This window comes from Roseateles sp., from assembly GCF_039595295.1.
Classification (GTDB): domain Bacteria; phylum Pseudomonadota; class Gammaproteobacteria; order Burkholderiales; family Burkholderiaceae_C; genus Roseateles.
Genome location: NZ_JBCNLU010000046.1, coordinates 1 through 14,055 on the forward strand (window position 1 = coordinate 1; position 14,055 = coordinate 14,055).

A 14,055-nucleotide genomic window follows, 5' to 3' on the forward strand; every position below is an offset into this window, starting at 1 on the left:
TCCCATCAGCCACCCCACCGAATAGAAGAAACGCCCGCAGACGCAAGTCTCGCGGGCGTTTTGCTTTGCGGCTTTGGATGGCCCGGTTCTCGTGACCGAGCGTGTGTCAGCGTGGCGGTGACCGCCGCATGCGGCTGATCACGGACATCGCGTCAGCGCCGCCAGCCGTGCGACATCGCGGCGCGCTCGGCGTCGGCGCTCAGCGCATCGCCCTCACGCAGATCGTCGATGGATGCGAGCAGCGCGGGCGGCCACGGCGATGCCGCCGTTCTGAATCCGTCTGATCCGATGGCGCTCGACGATGCGGGATCGGTGGCGGCCACGGCCACGAGCTGTCGCACTCGCCAGCCCTCGTTCTCGCGGCACGCCAAGCCCGCGCTGCCGGTGGCGCCCGGCGCGCCAGCCGCGCCTTGCGTGAACGCGCGGCAGTAGCGGCCGTCCCGTGCAACGAAGCTCAATCCGATGCGCGTGCCGCTTGTCGACGTCGTACCGGACATCTGCGCCTCCAGCGCCGACGCGAGATCACCGCGCGCCATCCAGTCACCGTTGCCGGCGCGGTCCAGCTCGCTGCCCGGCGACAGCCACTTCGCGCCGATCGCCATCCCGATCACCAGGCTGGCCGCGATGCCGCCCCACACGAGCCAGCCGCCGCGACGTCGCGTGCGTTCGACGCCGAGATCGATCACGACAGGCGAGGGCAGTTCATCTGCTGCTGCCGTCGCTGTTGCTGCCGCATCCTCGGCCTCATGGCGCCGAATCTCGCGGTTGTCGAACAGCGCCCGCAGCCGCTCCGGCACCGGCTCGTCGAGCACCGGATCGAAGGCCTCGCGCAGCTTGGCTTGCAAGGCGCGATCGCGTGGGTCCAGGTCGTCGTTCATCTCAAGTCCTTTGCCGCTCATGCGTCGATGTCTCCGTCGCCGAGCAAGCGCTGCAGCGTCTCGCGAGCGCGGGCGAGCCGGCTCGTCACGGTGCCGATGGGGAGCTCCAGCACCTCGGCCGCTTCCTTGTAGGGCAGGCCCTCGACCAGCACCAGGCCGACCACCAGGCGTTGCTCGTCGGGCAGCCGCGTCATTGCCGCCTCCACCGAGAGCCGCACGATGTGGCGGCCGGTCTCCGACACGCCCACGCCTTCGCCTGCCTCCTCGGGCGCGAGCACCTCGGCGCGTCGCCCGCGGGCGCGTTGCTCATCGATCCAGGCGTTCTTCATGATCCTGAACATCCAGCTGTCCAGCCGCGTCCCCGGCTCGAACTGATCGAGGGCCCGCAATGCGCGCTCGACCGCGACCTGCACCAGATCGTCCGCGTCCTCGCGGTGATGGGTCAGGCTGCGGGCGAAACGACGCAGCCGTGGCAACAGCGCGGCGAGGGCGGCCTGCAACTCCAATATGCTCATGCGATGCGTGATCTGATGAGGAGAACGACGGCGGCGCGGATTTTCTTCCGCGTCCCCGACGTTATCCGCGAATGAGCTTCAACCACCGTCTTCGTCCAAATGCGCGGGCCATGACGCGGTCGTCGCCATGGTCGCTGTCGCCGCCATGGTCGTGGTCGCTGTGGTCGCTGTGGTCGACCTTGCTGTTGCCGCTGTTGCTGCTGATGTCCTTGCCGGCGGCGGCGCAGATCCATCTGCCCAGCATGCCCGGCCTGCCTGGAGCGGGGAGGTTGCCCGGCGGTGATCTGCTGAGGCGCACGGACGATCTGCTGCGGTCCACCACGCAGACGCTGTTGCCTTCCGACCCGCTGCGGCTGCGGGAGCGTTTGAGCGACGGCCTGCTGCGCCGCTATCCCGACCAGCTTCAGCGCAACGCGGCGGGCGAGCTGGTCTTCATCGGTGAGCTGCTCGCCTCGCCGTCCTCGCCGGCTGCGCGCGAAGGCTTGCTGAAGCGGCCTGGCCTGACGCCGGTCGAGGAGACGGTGCTCGATGGGGTGGGGCTGTCTTCGCTGCGGCTGCGATTGCCGGCGGCGAGTTCGACGTCGATGTTGGCGGCGCTCATCGATCAGCTGCGCGCCGAGGACCCCGAGGGCGCCTACGACTTCCACCATGTCTACGTGGGCGCGGGAGCCATCGCTGGCTCGGGCTCTGGCGCTGGCGCTGGCGCTGGCACCGCGCCGGTCCTCGAAGGCAATCGCGCCGCGCCGCGTCGCGTCGGCATGATCGACAGCGGCGTCGACGCGTCCCATCCCGCGCTGCGTCGTGTCTCGCTGTCGCGCCACGGGTGTGCCGGCGAGGCGCGCCCCGCGGCTCACGGGACGGCGGTGGCCTCCTTGCTCGTCGGCGATGACGGCGATGCCTTCCGCGGCGCCTTGCCGGCTGCACGGCTCTTCGCCGTCGACGCCTACTGCGAGGGCGGCAAGCAGGCCGGCGGCGGCGTGCTGGCCATCGCCGACGGTCTGTCCTGGTTGGCGCGCGAGCGGGTCGGCGTCGTCAACATCAGCCTCGTCGGGCCGCCCAACGCGGTGCTGCGACGGGTCATCGAGGTCGCGCAGTCGCAAGGCCAGCTCATCGTCGCGCCGGTGGGCAACGACGGCCCCGGCGCGCCGCCGCTCTATCCGGCCGCTTGGCCTGGCGTGGTCGCGGTGACAGGTGTTGACGCTCGCAGGCGAGTCCTCGCCGAAGCGGGGCGGGGCCCTCATGTGGCCTTCGCCGCGCCGGGCGCCGACATGGTCGCCGCGGAGGTGGAACGACGCGGCTACACGCGTGTCCGTGGCACCTCGTTCGCGTCACCGCTGGTCGCAGGCTTGCTGGCGGCGGGGCTGCCGACGCCGGATCGCTTGGCCGCGCAGAACGCCTTCAATGCGCTCGCGCGCGAGGCGCTCGATCTTGGTGAATCCGGCCGTGACGACGTGTATGGCATCGGGCTGGTGGGCGGGTCGCCGCGCGTCCCGCCCTGATCGCGGCGAGAACCATTGGTTGCATTTCCGGTGGAAGACGCGGCGCGACGGCGGCGTTCTCCACTTGCAGGCCCCGGAACGGTTCCGGGCGCCATTCAAGGAGATCGCCATGACCACCACCTTCCATGCTCAATCCCCCGCCATCGCTCGGTCCGCCTCGCTGTCGGCGAGTCGCGCGTGGCCCGTCGCCGCGACGGTGCTCGTCGCCTTGCTGGGCGCATTGGCTCAGCCTGCGCATGCCGGTCTGCTGGGCGGCGGCCTGTCGGGCGGAGGCTCGGGCCACATCGGCGGCGGCTTGTCGGGCGGGCTGGGCGGGCAGGGCGGCTTGCCGCAGCGGCCGGATCTGAGCCGCGGCCGCGACGCGCTCGATGCGACGCGCGACCGCGCGGGGCAGGCGACGGCGAAGGCCACGGACAAGGTGCAGGACACCGCCGCTCGTGCGAAGGACAAGGGCGCCGAAGGCGTCGGCGCGGTACGTGAGAAGGGCGCTGACGGCGTCGGCGCCGTGCGCGACAAGGGTGACCAAGCCGCAGCGCGTGTGGCCCAGGCGGCGAGCGGTGCCCAGTCCTCCGCCAATGCCGGCCCCACCAGCGGCGCCGGTCAAGCCACCGGCGGCGCGTCGGGCAGCGGTTCGGGCGGCGCCTCCGGCAATGCATCTGGGAACGCTTCCGGCAGTGCTTCCGGCAATGCGCAGGCGAGTCGCGACGGCGCCCAACTGGGCGTCCAGATCGGCGCGCAAGGCGGCGCACAGGGCAGCACGCAGGGCAGCGCGAAGTCGGGCAATCAGCCTTGATGCCCCTGACGCAGCTTTCAGTCCGAGGACTTGCCCCGCAGCCGTTCCAGCACCCACTGGGGCCGCTCGTCGCAGGGCATGTCCTCGGGCCGATGCTTCATCGTCTCGATGGCCTTGAGCAACTGCGCCTTGCTCTGCGCGAGGCGCTCCTGCATGTGCTCGATGTCGGCCACCTTGCGCTGTCCTATGGCCCGGGCAAGACGCAGAGCATCACCAACACGCTGGTCATCGACAACATCCAGGACGGCAAGACGCCGCGTGTCCCGGTGCGGGACGACACCTTGCGCGCGCTCATCTGGACGAGCAGGACAACCTCTTCGATTCGTCGAACTTCAAACAGCGGTTTCCGGAGTTTGAGGTGACGAGTTATCGGGAGGGTTTGGCCGCTCTGATGCGCGAGCCGAGACAGTCGGTGGTCGGACGGCCTTCTGCGTAGACGTCTCGAGGCCTCACGACATCTCCTCCAGCGGCCACACCTCGATGACCCCGTGCGCGACCGCGCAGGGCGCTTTCGAGATCAGCCCCTTGGCCTTCACGCCCTCGACAGTGACGATCGGATCGCGCCGGCCCGCAATGCAGAATCCGCGCTCCCGAAGCCTTGACCGAGAGGATCCCCCTCATGCGCCGCCTCGCCCGCCCCGACGACATCGAGCGCGTCTTCGCGATCTACTCGCACCCCCAGGTCGTTCCCTATCTGACCTACGAGCCGATGGACCTGGCGTCCTTCGTCCCGATCTACGAGGAGCTCCTGCGCAGCGGCTCCTTCTGGGTCTGGGAAGTGGAGGGCGCCATCACCGGCTTCTACCGCGCGACGCGCTATCCGGGACGCGTCCAGCATGTGCTGCTGCTGGGCACGCTGGCGGTCGATCCGGCGCGCCATGGCCAGGGCATCGGCCGAGCCATGATCGGTGATGCGATCGAGCGCTTCCGCGCCGACGGCATCCGCCGGGTCGAGCTCTATGCCGAATCCGACAACGATCAGGCGCTGAACTTCTACCAGCGGCTCGGCTTCCAGATCGAAGGCACGCTGCGCGATTTCTACAAACGCGCCGATCAATCGCATTACGTTGACGAGCACGTGCTGGGGCTTCTGCTGATCTAGTACCCTGTCCGCCTGATCACGAGATCCGCGTCATGTCCCACCGTCCCGCCGTCCTCGGCGCCGCCAGCGGCGCAGCCACTGTTCACCTCGATCGCCCGCAAACCCTGGGCGAGGAAATCGCCAACGCCATCAGCCATGGGCTCGGCGCGCTGCTGGCCATCGCCGCCTTGCCCATCCTGGTGATGCGCGCGATGAATCACGGCGAGGTGGCCGATGTGGTGGCCGCGGCGATCTTCGCCTCCACCGGCATCCTGCTCTACGGGATCTCGACGCTCTATCACGCGCTTCCGTCCTCGCTCGCCAAAGGCCGTGTCAAGGCGTGGCTGATGCGCCTGGACCATGCGGCGATCTACGTCTTCATCGCCGGCAGCTACACCCCGTTCACGCTGGGCGTGCTCCACACCGGGCCGGGCGTGACGCTGCTGATCGCGGTCTGGGCCGCCGCCGCTTTCGGCGTGACGATCAAGCTGCTGAACCGGCTGCGTCATCCGCTGGTGTCGACGGCGCTCTATCTGGCGATGGGCTGGGTGGTGGTCTTCGCCATCGGCCCGCTGATCGAGCGCACCCCGGGGCCAGGTCTTGCGCTGCTGGTCGCCGGCGGCCTGAGCTACACGCTGGGCGCGGTCGTCTTCCTGCTGGACAACAAGCTGCGCTACGCGCATTTCGTCTGGCACCTGTTCGTGCTGGGCGGCAGCGTCTGCCACTTCTTCGCGGCGCTGTTCTACGCGTACTCGTGAGGCGAGCTGCTCCGGCGGGCGGGGAACGCGTCAGGCGCTCGGGATGCAGGCCATCGCGATGCTCGCCCAGACGCCGACGCTGAAGTAGGGCGTCAGCCAGAGCGCATCGGCCTTCCAACTGACCCAGTTGCCGCTGGGCACGCGGCGCTGCCAGGCATCGCGTGCCCCCTCATCCAGGCGCATGTAGACCAGGCCCTGCGCGCGTCCGGCGCGATAGCGACGCCAGTACATCGGCACATCGACGCTGAGCACGTAGGCGACGAAGCACGCCGCGCCCAGGATCGCGAAGACCGCCAGCGACTGGACCCAGCCGCTGCTGTTCAGCGCCACGATGCCGAGCAGGGCGGCCATCCACGAGAAGCCCGCCGCCCAGAGCGTGGACTCCACCGCCTGCGTGATGTGGTTGAGCGTGAGCACGCTGTGCCAGCAGAAGCCCTGCGCGACGATCATGAACATCGGCACCGCCCAGGCGGCGCGCTGCACCCACGGCAGGCCGACGTGCAGCGCGAGCTGATGGACCATCAGGCCCAGCTGCAAGGCGAAGCAGATCTCCGCGACCGTGGCCGCGCTGCGGCCCAGGAAGATGCTGGACAGCGGCGTGTCGACGACCACCAGCCGCTCCAGGTCCACGCGCGGGAACAGCGAGCGGTAGGCGCAGACCACCACGTACACGCCGGACAGCCCCAATTGCAATAACGCATCCGCGCCCTGGACCGGCCCGAAGAGCAGCACGCCCAGCCACAGGCTCACGTTGAGGACGGCCAGCAGGCGCAGCCCGCGCCACCAGGACAGCGTCATCGCGTCCGGGGTGGCGGCGCCTAGCGGCAGCTTGTGATGATTTGATGACATGACCCGGCCAGCGTAGCGCCGGGGCGGGCGCGCCGGCAAGCCCGCGATCGGGGTTCGTCGCTGGTAGTCCTCCCAATCGACTTTCTGGAAGGCCCTGACACAATGCGCCCCAAAAATGAAGTGAGGGAGTAGTCATGTCAGTTTCCACGGACGATCGTTTCGCGCCGCCTCAGGCGCATGTCGAGGATCTCGCCGACCCCGAGGCCTCGGGTCAACTCGCCGGCCGCGGCACCCGCTTGGTCGCGGCGATCGTCGACGGTCTCATCCTGGCCGCCATCATCTGGACGCTGTCCTGGTTCATCAAACCGCTGGGCGCGCTGCTCGCGCCCTCGACGGCCAGCCCCTTTGCCTCGTTCCGCCTGGTGCCGGCCCTGATCGGCTTCCTGCTGTTCGCCGTGGTGCAGGGCTGGACCCTGGTCACTCGCGGACAGACCTTGGCCAAGATGATCTTCAAGCTGCGCATCGTGCGCACCGACGGGTCCAAGGCGGACGGCGTGCGCCTGCTGGTCCTGCGCTACGGCCCCGGCAGCGTGGCCGCCATCAACCCCGTGCTGTCCATGGTCTACAGCCTGCTGGACTGCCTGCTGATCTTCCGCGACTCGCGCCAGTGCCTGCATGACACGATCGCTGACACCAAGGTGATCAAGCTCTGACCAGGCAAGACCTGGCCCCGGCCGCGCGCATCGACACGCTGGCCCTGGCCGAGACCCCGGAAGGCATCGTCCTGTCCCTGCAGCCCGCAGGGCTGGTCGCGCGTGCCAACGCGTTCCTGATCGACCTGGTGATCCGGCTGCTCGTGGACGTCGCCGTGGTGGTGATCATGGGGCCGGTCGGCAAGATGGGCTTCGGCCTGATCCTGATCACGCTGTTCTTCATCGAGTGGCTCTATCCCATCGTGTTCGAGCTCGCCCGTTCCGGCGCCACGCCCGGCAAGCAGGCGATGGGGCTGCGCGTCGTGATGGACACGGGCCTGCCGGTGACGCCGGCCGGATCCATCATCCGCAACCTGCTGCGTACCGCCGATTTCCTGCCGCTGGCTTATGGCTTCGGCATTGTGGCCATGCTGCTGAACGGTCAATGCAAGCGACTGGGCGACCTGGCCGCCGGGACGCTGGTCGTGCACGCGCGGCCGGTGGTCCTGTACGACGAGCCGCCGCCCGCCGCGAGCGTGACGCCCGCGCGCGGCCTGAACCTGAGCGAGCGCGCCGCCATCCGCGCCTGGGCCGGACGCGCCAAGCGCCTCACGCCCGAGCGCTTCGAGGAGCTCGCCAAGATCGCGACGCCCGTGCTGCCGCCGGTGCAGCCGGACGAGCCGCGCCGCACCGCCGCCGAGCGGCTGCTCGGCGTGGCGCAATGGCTGATGGGCAGCCGTCAATGAGAGGCCGCCCATGACCCCGCTGCATTTCGCCGCGACGCACGGCCCGATGTGGGATGCCTTCGCGCTGCAGCTCGAGGATGCGAAGCGCGGCGCCGGCGTGGACGGCGCGCTGATGGCCGCGCGCTATCGCCGCGTCTGCGAGCACCTCGCGCTGGCGCAGTCGCGCGCCTATCCGATCCACCTGGTGGCCAGACTGGAGTCGATGGCGCAGGAGGCCCACCAGCTGATCTATCGCAGGCAGGACTACGGCCTGCGCGCGCTGGGTCGCCTGCTTCGCGTGGACCTGCCGGTGGCGGTGCGGGCGCAGCGGCGCTACGTGCTGCTGGCCTTCCTGCTGCTGGCCGTGCCGCTGGTCCTGGCCTTCATCCTGTCCTGGCTCGGACCGGACTTCGCGCTGCGCATGGCCAAGGCCAGCCAGCTGCGCGAGTACGAAAGCATGTACGGCGACGGCCGCCACGCCTTCGGCCGTGTGCGGGAGGCCGCCAGCGACTGGTTGATGTTCGGCTACTACATCTTCAACAACATCGGCATCGGCTTCCGCACCTTCGGCGCGGGCATCCTGGCCGGTGTGGGCAGCGCCTTCGTGCTGGTCTACAACGGGCTGGCGATGGGCGCGGTGGCGGGACACCTGTCGCGGGTGGGGTTGGGCCACAACTTCTGGCCCTTCGTCGCCACGCACGGCGCTTTCGAGCTCACCGGCATCGTGCTGTCCGGCGCGGCCGGGCTGCGCCTGGGACTGGGCTGGATGATGCCGGGCCGGCATGGCCGCCTGGAGGCGCTGCGCCTGGGCGCGCGCGAGGCGGTGCCGCTGGTCTACGCGGCCTTCTTCCTGCTGTTGGTCGCGGCGGCCGTCGAGGCCTTCTGGTCCTCGGCCGCCTGGATCTCGCCGCCGGTGAAATACGGCGTCGCCGCGCTGTGCTGGCTGCTGGTACTGCTCTGGCTGTGGCGCATGGGACGCGGCGCCCAGAACGAGCTGGGAGGGCCCCATGCGCGTTGAAGGCCTGGCCGTCGTCCTGCGGCCGCGCAGCCAGAGCGAGGCCTGCGACCTCGGCGTGGCGCTGGTGCGCGCGCATTGGCGCTCGATCTGGCGCAGCTTCGCTCCGGTCTTCCTGGTCGTCGCGGCACTGGCGATGTGCACCGTGGACACGCGCGGCTGGCTGCCCATGCTGATCGTGTTCTGTCTCAAACCCTGGCTGGACCGCACGCTGTTGTTCGTGATGTCGCGCGCGGTCTTCGGGCAGGACACGCGCTGGGCGGACGTCTGGCGCGCGCGTCGTCAGGTCTTCGGCGGCCAGCTGCTGCGCGCGCTGTTCTGGCGGCGCCTCTCGCCGTGGCGCTCGTACACGCAGCCGGTCGAACAGCTCGAAGGCCAGCGCGGCAGCGCGCGGCGCAAGCGTGTCAAGCTGATGCTGCACGGCAATCGGGGCGGTGCGACCGCGCTGCAAGTCGCTTTCGCGCACGCGGAGGGCATCCTCACCTACGGCCTGGTGGGTCTGCTGTGGTGGTTCGCGCCGGAGAACCACAGTCAGGACCTGCTGGATTGGCTGATCCGGCCGGAGTCGCATGCGGCAGGGCAGCTCTTGCAGGACCTGCTGCTGAACCTGGCCTATCTGGTGACGGTGCTGTTCCTGGAACCCTTCTTCGTCGCGGCGGGCTTCGCCATGTACCTCAACCGCCGCGTGGTCCTCGAGGCCTGGGACGTCGAGCAGGAGTTTCGCCGTGCGTTCACCTGAGGGATGTGACGTGATTGGGCGGATGGCCTGGATGTCCGTGTTGGCGGGTCTGGTTGCGATGAGCGCCGGCCTGGCGTCGGCGCAGACCGCGCCGACGTCGCCGCCGGAGGCCGACGCCGCATCGCCGAGCAGGCCCGCATCCGCGTCCCCATCCGCGGCGGCCGCTTCCGGGTCCGAGCAGACCATGACCATCCCCACGCAGCGCGCCTGGAAGTCCGCGATCGCCGCGTCCGAGGTGATGGCCGCGGCCAGCGATGTCGGCGCCGATCCGCTGTTGCCGGGCATGGACAAGACCCGCGAGCTGCGGTTCAAACAGCATGACGAGGACGAGAAGAAACCGACCGAGAAGGTCGACGCCGGCTGGTGGCGGGAGTTCTTCCTCAACCTGTCCTCGGGCCTGCGCATCGCGATGTGGCTGCTGGTCGCGGCCGGATTCATCTGGGTGCTGCTGCGGCTGCGTGACTGGGTCCGCCTGCGCGATCGCGAAGCGCTGCCCAAGACGCAGGCGCCGACGCATGTGGGCTCGCTGGACATCCGGCCCGAGAGCCTGCCTGACGACATCGGCGCCGCGGCGCGCGAGCTGTGGCAACGCGGTGAGACGCGGCCCGCGCTGTCGCTGCTGTACCGCGGCGCGCTGTCGCGCCTGGTGCACGGGCACGGCGTGCCGATCCGCGCCGCCAGCACCGAGAGCGATTGCCTGGCGCTGGCCGCGACGCGCTTGCGCCCCGAGTCGCAGGACTTTCTGACGCTGCTGATCCACGGCTGGCAATCGGTCGCCTACGCGCGGCGTGAGCTGCCGGCCGAGGATTTCGAATGGCTGTGCGCCGGTTTCGATGCACGCATGGCGGCGGAGCATCGCCCATGATGCGCGACCGTCTGATCGGGGTGATCCTGGCGATCCTGCTGGCCCTGGTCGGCTGGTGGGTCGCGATGAACACCGAGTGGGTCGACAAGCCCAGCCCGCGCCCGGCGCGGGGCGAGGCGCGCGACAACCCCGTCTACGCCTTCGAGCAGTTGCTGCGCAGGCTGGGCATGCAGGCCCGCCACTTCGAGCGACTGGACGGCATGCCGCCCGAAGGCGCGCGGCTGCTGCTGCTGTCCAACGAATGGGAACTCGTGCCCGAGCGCGGCAAGCAGCTTCGCGCCTGGGTCGAGCGCGGCGGACATCTGGCGCTGGCGCAGGGCACGAACTGGGATGAGACCTCGTTGAAGGACTGGGTGCCGATCGTCGAGATCCAGGCGCCGCGCAAGGGGCAATCCGCTGAATCGGCTGCACCCCGAATCGCGGTGCCCGCATCGCCGGCGGCATCGGCTGGCAAGACGATCAAGCTCCCCGATGCGGGAGACGTGAACCTGGTGTCCGTGCCGCGCATCTTCGGCGCCGGCGGCGGGCTCAAGATCTGCGGGATGGTGCGGTGGGGCACGCGACTCGTGCCCAAGTCCAGGGTCCAGGTGGCGGACTGGGTGATGCTGACGAACAACGGCGCGCAGGCGATACGCGTGCCCGTGGGGCGCGGCACCGTCACCGTGCTCAACGTTCATGATCGCTTCTTCATGGACACCTCGCCGCTGCGCTGCGAGGACCCGCTGCTGACCGCCGCGGCGATGCGGGCCGAGCCCGGCGCCGTCGCCTGGATCTATCTCAACGAGCGGCGCGAAGCCTTGCTCCCGTGGCTGTGGCACGGGGGCTCGATCGCCGTCCTGATCCTGTCGGTCGCGCTGGCCGCCGCGCTGTGGCGTGGCGCGGTGCGTTTCGGACCGCTGCGGGCGGTGCCGTCGCGCGGACGCCGCTCCATCGCCGAGCAGGTCCGCGGCCTGGGCGCTTATCTGCATCGCCATGGACGCGACGCGCTGCTGCAAGCGCAGCAGCGGGCCCTGGACGAGGCCGCCTCACGCCGCCTGCCGGGCTACTCGCGCCTGAAGGGCGGCGATCGCGCGCAGGCCGTCGCACGGGCGACCGGGCTGACAGCCGAGGCGCTGTCGGCGTCCATGACCGCCAAGGACTGCAGCCGCAAGGCGCTGCCGCACCACCTGCAGTTGCTCGAGTCGGCCCGCCGCCGGCTGCTGTCCCCGCCCGGGACCTCCCAAGACTCTCAAGACGAAAGACGTTCGCCATGATCAAGCCCGAGGAGCTCAAGCTCGCGACCCAATGGCTGCACAGCCTGCGCATCGAGGTGGCCAAGGCCATGATCGGCCAGACGCAGGCGGTGGAGCAGATGCTCGTCGCCGTCGTGGCCTCGGGCCATGTGCTGATCGAGGGCGTGCCCGGTCTGGGCAAGACGCTGCTGGCGCGCGCGCTGTCGCAGGCGCTGCAGCTCAAGTACGCGCGGGTGCAGTTCACGCCGGACCTGATGCCGGCGGACGTGGTTGGCCACAGCGTGCTGGACGACACCGGCGCGGGCCTGGGTCGGCTGCGGGTGCGCCAGGGACCGGTCTTCACCAACCTGCTGCTCGCCGACGAAATCAACCGCGCGCCGGCCAAGACGCAGAGCGCGCTGCTCGAGGTGATGCAGGAGTACCAGGCCACGCTGGAAGGCGAGACCATCGCGCTGCCGCGTCCCTTCATCGTGATGGCGACGCAGAACCCGGTGGACACCGAGGGCACGTATCCGCTGCCCGAGGCGCAGCTGGACCGCTTCCTGCTGCAGATCCGCATCGGCTATCCGACGCATGACGAGGAGGCCGCGGTGGTGAAGCTGGTGACGGCGGGCCGCGCCGGCCATCAGCTGCCGCTGGACGCGGTGCAGCCGGTGCTGGACGACGTGCAGGTGCAGGAGCTGCAGCGCCTGGCCGGCCTGGTGCATGCGGACGAGCGCGTCATCGACTACGCGGTGCGCGTCGTGCGGACCACGCGGAACTGGCCGGGCATCGAGTTCGGCGCAGGGCCGCGCGCCAGCTTGGCGCTGGTGCGCGCCGCGCGCGCGGTGGCGCTGATCAACGGGCGCGACTTCATCACGCCGGACGACATCGCGCGGCAGGCGCTGGCGGTGCTGCGCCATCGCGTGACCATGGCGCCCGATGCGCAGATCGAAGGTCGCGATCTGGACGAGATCCTGCAGTCGGCGCTGGACAGCGTGGAGGCGCCGAGGCTTTGAAACCTCTCGCCCGTCGCGTCGTCGTGCCCTCGCCGGCCAGCATCGCGGTGCTGGCCGGACTGGGGCTGCTCCTCGCCTTGGCGCTGTCGCTGGGCGCGCCGCTGCGCCTCGTCGGGCCGCTGGGCGGGCTGGCGCTCGTCGCGCTGCTGGTGCTGGCCGGTGTCGACCTGTGGCGCAGTCTGCGCCTGTGGGCGGCGGCGGGGCTGCGCGTCGAGCGCGCGCTGCCGGCGGCCTTCGCCATCGGCGCGGCGACGGAGCTGCGGCTCAGCCTCGTCAACGCCGGGCCGCTGGCCTGGCGGGTGACCGTCTTCGACGAGCTGGATCCGCTCTTCGATTTCGAGGGCTTGCCGATCTCGCTCACCGTCGCCGCGCAAACCCGCAACGCCTTGCGCTTCCGGGTCACGGCGCGTCAGCGCGGCGTGGCGCAGGTCGGCGTCACGCAGCTGCTGTGGCGCACGCGTGCCGGCTGCTTCGAGGTGCGCGAGCGCGTCGGCGATGCCAAGGGCCTGCGGGTCTATCCCAACTTCGCGGCGCTGGCGCGCTATGCCTGGCTGTCGGGGGATCGGCGGCTGGCGCAGATCGGCATCAAGAACTACATCCAGCGCGGCCAGGGCACGGACTTCCGCCAGCTGGCCGAGTACCGCCGCGGCGATCCGCTGCGGCATCTGGACGTCAAGGCCTCGCTGCGGCATCGCAAGCCGGTGGTGCGCGAGTTCCAGGATGAGCGCGACCAGTGCGTGATGTTCCTGCTCGACTGCGGCCGGCGCATGCGCGCCGACGAGCAGACGGCCGGGGAGGGCAAGTCCAGCCACTTCGACGACGCGCTCGATGCGCTGATGCTGCTGGCCTATGTCGCGCTGTCGGAAGGCGATGAAGTCGGCGCGATGACCTTCGGCTGCGAGGAGGGCGCGCGTCGCGATTACGCGCCGCGCAAGGGCATGGGCACGCTCAATGCGTTGATGAACAAGATGCACGATGTGCAGCCGGGCGGGCATCACTCCGACTACCTGGCCGCGGCGGAAGCGCTGTCGCACCGTTTGCGTCGGCGCTCGCTGGTGATCGTGCTGACCAATTTCCGGGACGAGGACTCGCCCGAGCTGCAACCCGCGCTGCGCCTGCTGCGCCGTCGCCACCTGGTGCTGCTGGCCAGCCTGCGCGAGACGGCGCTGGACCGCATGGCCGCGCAGCCGGTGGGGACGCAGGACGACAGCGTGGCGGTGGCAAGCGCGCATCTGCTGGCGCAGGCGCGGCAGGACGCGTTCGCGCGCGTGGTCGATCACGACCGGCTGTCCATCGACGTCGAGCCGCAGGCGCTCGCGTCCGCGCTGGTGAATCGGTATCACGAGGTGAAGCGTGCCGGCCTGCTGTGAGCGGCCGTCGCGACAAGAGCAATGAGGACGGCCGCGAACGGCCATGCACAGGGAGGATCCGATGACTGATCTGGGACTCGATCCCGACCGGCCGTACGTGGCGTCA

16 protein-coding genes and 1 pseudogene are annotated in these 14,055 nt (G+C 70.1%); 13 read left to right on the forward strand and 4 right to left on the reverse strand.

Annotated elements, in window-relative coordinates:
• Nucleotides 1–152 precede the first annotated feature (152 nt).
• Nucleotides 153–878, reverse strand: a complete 726-nt coding sequence (locus ABDW59_RS21790) for a hypothetical protein (RefSeq protein WP_343633074.1) — start codon at nucleotides 876–878, stop codon at nucleotides 153–155.
• Between the two features lie 17 nt (nucleotides 879–895).
• Complete coding sequence (locus ABDW59_RS21795) at nucleotides 896–1,393, reverse strand: RNA polymerase sigma factor (protein WP_343633077.1); 498 nt, start codon at nucleotides 1,391–1,393, stop codon at nucleotides 896–898.
• Between the two features lie 110 nt (nucleotides 1,394–1,503).
• Between ABDW59_RS21795 and ABDW59_RS21800 the strand changes: the two genes are divergently transcribed.
• A complete protein-coding gene (locus ABDW59_RS21800; protein ID WP_343633079.1) occupies nucleotides 1,504–2,892 on the forward strand; it encodes a S8 family serine peptidase in 1,389 nt (462 codons plus the stop codon).
• A 109-nt stretch (nucleotides 2,893–3,001) separates the two neighbouring features.
• The gene (locus ABDW59_RS21805; protein WP_343633081.1) at nucleotides 3,002–3,685 is read left to right on the forward strand and encodes a hypothetical protein; all 684 of its coding nucleotides are present in this window, start codon (nucleotides 3,002–3,004) and stop codon (nucleotides 3,683–3,685) included.
• 17 nt (nucleotides 3,686–3,702) lie between these two features.
• Here ABDW59_RS21805 and ABDW59_RS21810 read toward each other — a convergent pair whose 3' ends face one another.
• Nucleotides 3,703–3,858 carry a hypothetical protein gene (locus ABDW59_RS21810; RefSeq protein ID WP_343633130.1) on the reverse strand — a complete coding sequence of 52 codons (156 nt, stop codon included), beginning with the start codon at nucleotides 3,856–3,858 and terminating at the stop codon, nucleotides 3,703–3,705.
• 12 nt (nucleotides 3,859–3,870) lie between these two features.
• Here ABDW59_RS21810 and ABDW59_RS21815 point away from each other — a divergent pair.
• From ABDW59_RS21815 to ABDW59_RS21825, 3 genes and pseudogenes are all read left to right on the forward strand, one after another.
• Nucleotides 3,871–4,121 (forward strand): annotated as a pseudogene (locus tag ABDW59_RS21815) (NAD-dependent dehydratase); the annotation flags it as partial.
• Between the two features lie 183 nt (nucleotides 4,122–4,304).
• The gene (locus ABDW59_RS21820; protein ID WP_343633083.1) at nucleotides 4,305–4,787 is read left to right on the forward strand and encodes a GNAT family N-acetyltransferase; all 483 of its coding nucleotides are present in this window, start codon (nucleotides 4,305–4,307) and stop codon (nucleotides 4,785–4,787) included.
• Between the two features lie 32 nt (nucleotides 4,788–4,819).
• A complete protein-coding gene (locus ABDW59_RS21825; RefSeq protein ID WP_343633085.1) occupies nucleotides 4,820–5,524 on the forward strand; it encodes a hemolysin III family protein in 705 nt (234 codons plus the stop codon).
• Between the two features lie 30 nt (nucleotides 5,525–5,554).
• Here ABDW59_RS21825 and ABDW59_RS21830 read toward each other — a convergent pair whose 3' ends face one another.
• The gene (locus ABDW59_RS21830; protein WP_343633087.1) at nucleotides 5,555–6,373 is read right to left on the reverse strand and encodes a hypothetical protein; all 819 of its coding nucleotides are present in this window, start codon (nucleotides 6,371–6,373) and stop codon (nucleotides 5,555–5,557) included.
• A 134-nt stretch (nucleotides 6,374–6,507) separates the two neighbouring features.
• Here ABDW59_RS21830 and ABDW59_RS21835 point away from each other — a divergent pair, with 134 nt between their 5' ends.
• The 8 genes from ABDW59_RS21835 to ABDW59_RS21870 all read left to right on the forward strand — a co-directional run bounded on the left by ABDW59_RS21835 (nucleotide 6,508) and on the right by ABDW59_RS21870 (nucleotide 13,949).
• Nucleotides 6,508–7,026 carry an RDD family protein gene (locus ABDW59_RS21835; protein ID WP_343633089.1) on the forward strand — a complete coding sequence of 173 codons (519 nt, stop codon included), beginning with the start codon at nucleotides 6,508–6,510 and terminating at the stop codon, nucleotides 7,024–7,026.
• Nucleotides 7,027–7,103: 77 nt separating this feature from the next.
• A complete protein-coding gene (locus ABDW59_RS21840) occupies nucleotides 7,104–7,751 on the forward strand; it encodes an RDD family protein (protein ID WP_343633126.1) in 648 nt (215 codons plus the stop codon).
• A 10-nt stretch (nucleotides 7,752–7,761) separates the two neighbouring features.
• A complete protein-coding gene (locus tag ABDW59_RS21845) occupies nucleotides 7,762–8,748 on the forward strand; it encodes a stage II sporulation protein M (protein ID WP_343633091.1) in 987 nt (328 codons plus the stop codon).
• Nucleotides 8,738–9,484, forward strand: a complete 747-nt coding sequence (locus ABDW59_RS21850; RefSeq protein ID WP_343633093.1) for a hypothetical protein — start codon at nucleotides 8,738–8,740, stop codon at nucleotides 9,482–9,484. Before ABDW59_RS21845 ends, ABDW59_RS21850 begins: the two co-directional genes overlap by 11 nt.
• Nucleotides 9,485–9,668: 184 nt before the next feature.
• Nucleotides 9,669–10,349 (forward strand): DUF4129 domain-containing protein, encoded by a 681-nt coding sequence (locus tag ABDW59_RS21855; protein ID WP_343633095.1) that lies wholly within the window; start codon nucleotides 9,669–9,671, stop codon nucleotides 10,347–10,349.
• Nucleotides 10,346–11,602: a DUF4350 domain-containing protein gene (locus ABDW59_RS21860; protein ID WP_343633097.1), complete on the forward strand. Its 1,257-nt coding sequence runs from the start codon at nucleotides 10,346–10,348 to the stop codon at nucleotides 11,600–11,602. Before ABDW59_RS21855 ends, ABDW59_RS21860 begins: the two co-directional genes overlap by 4 nt.
• Nucleotides 11,599–12,579, forward strand: coding sequence for a MoxR family ATPase (locus ABDW59_RS21865; protein ID WP_343633099.1), 981 nt, complete (start codon nucleotides 11,599–11,601; stop codon nucleotides 12,577–12,579). Before ABDW59_RS21860 ends, ABDW59_RS21865 begins: the two co-directional genes overlap by 4 nt.
• Nucleotides 12,576–13,949, forward strand: coding sequence for a DUF58 domain-containing protein (locus tag ABDW59_RS21870; protein WP_343633101.1), 1,374 nt, complete (start codon nucleotides 12,576–12,578; stop codon nucleotides 13,947–13,949). The genes ABDW59_RS21865 and ABDW59_RS21870 overlap by 4 nt, the downstream gene beginning before the upstream one ends.
• Nucleotides 13,950–14,055: the final 106 nt, after the last annotated feature.

Bases quoted from the DNA above. Each gene is read 5' to 3' on its own strand.
- ABDW59_RS21790 (WP_343633074.1), bottom strand. From the start codon at position 878: ATGAACGACGACCTGGACCCACGCGATCGCGCCTTGCAAGCCAAGCTG.
- ABDW59_RS21795 (WP_343633077.1), bottom strand. From the start codon at position 1,393: ATGAGCATATTGGAGTTGCAGGCCGCCCTCGCCGCGCTGTTGCCACGG.
- ABDW59_RS21800 (WP_343633079.1), top strand. From the start codon at position 1,504: ATGACGCGGTCGTCGCCATGGTCGCTGTCGCCGCCATGGTCGTGGTCG.
- ABDW59_RS21805 (WP_343633081.1), top strand. From the start codon at position 3,002: ATGACCACCACCTTCCATGCTCAATCCCCCGCCATCGCTCGGTCCGCC.
- ABDW59_RS21820 (WP_343633083.1), top strand. From the start codon at position 4,305: ATGCGCCGCCTCGCCCGCCCCGACGACATCGAGCGCGTCTTCGCGATC.
- ABDW59_RS21825 (WP_343633085.1), top strand. From the start codon at position 4,820: ATGTCCCACCGTCCCGCCGTCCTCGGCGCCGCCAGCGGCGCAGCCACT.
- ABDW59_RS21830 (WP_343633087.1), bottom strand. From the start codon at position 6,373: ATGTCATCAAATCATCACAAGCTGCCGCTAGGCGCCGCCACCCCGGAC.
- ABDW59_RS21835 (WP_343633089.1), top strand. From the start codon at position 6,508: ATGTCAGTTTCCACGGACGATCGTTTCGCGCCGCCTCAGGCGCATGTC.
- ABDW59_RS21845 (WP_343633091.1), top strand. From the start codon at position 7,762: ATGACCCCGCTGCATTTCGCCGCGACGCACGGCCCGATGTGGGATGCC.
- ABDW59_RS21850 (WP_343633093.1), top strand. From the start codon at position 8,738: ATGCGCGTTGAAGGCCTGGCCGTCGTCCTGCGGCCGCGCAGCCAGAGC.
- ABDW59_RS21855 (WP_343633095.1), top strand. From the start codon at position 9,669: ATGACCATCCCCACGCAGCGCGCCTGGAAGTCCGCGATCGCCGCGTCC.
- ABDW59_RS21860 (WP_343633097.1), top strand. From the start codon at position 10,346: ATGATGCGCGACCGTCTGATCGGGGTGATCCTGGCGATCCTGCTGGCC.
- ABDW59_RS21865 (WP_343633099.1), top strand. From the start codon at position 11,599: ATGATCAAGCCCGAGGAGCTCAAGCTCGCGACCCAATGGCTGCACAGC.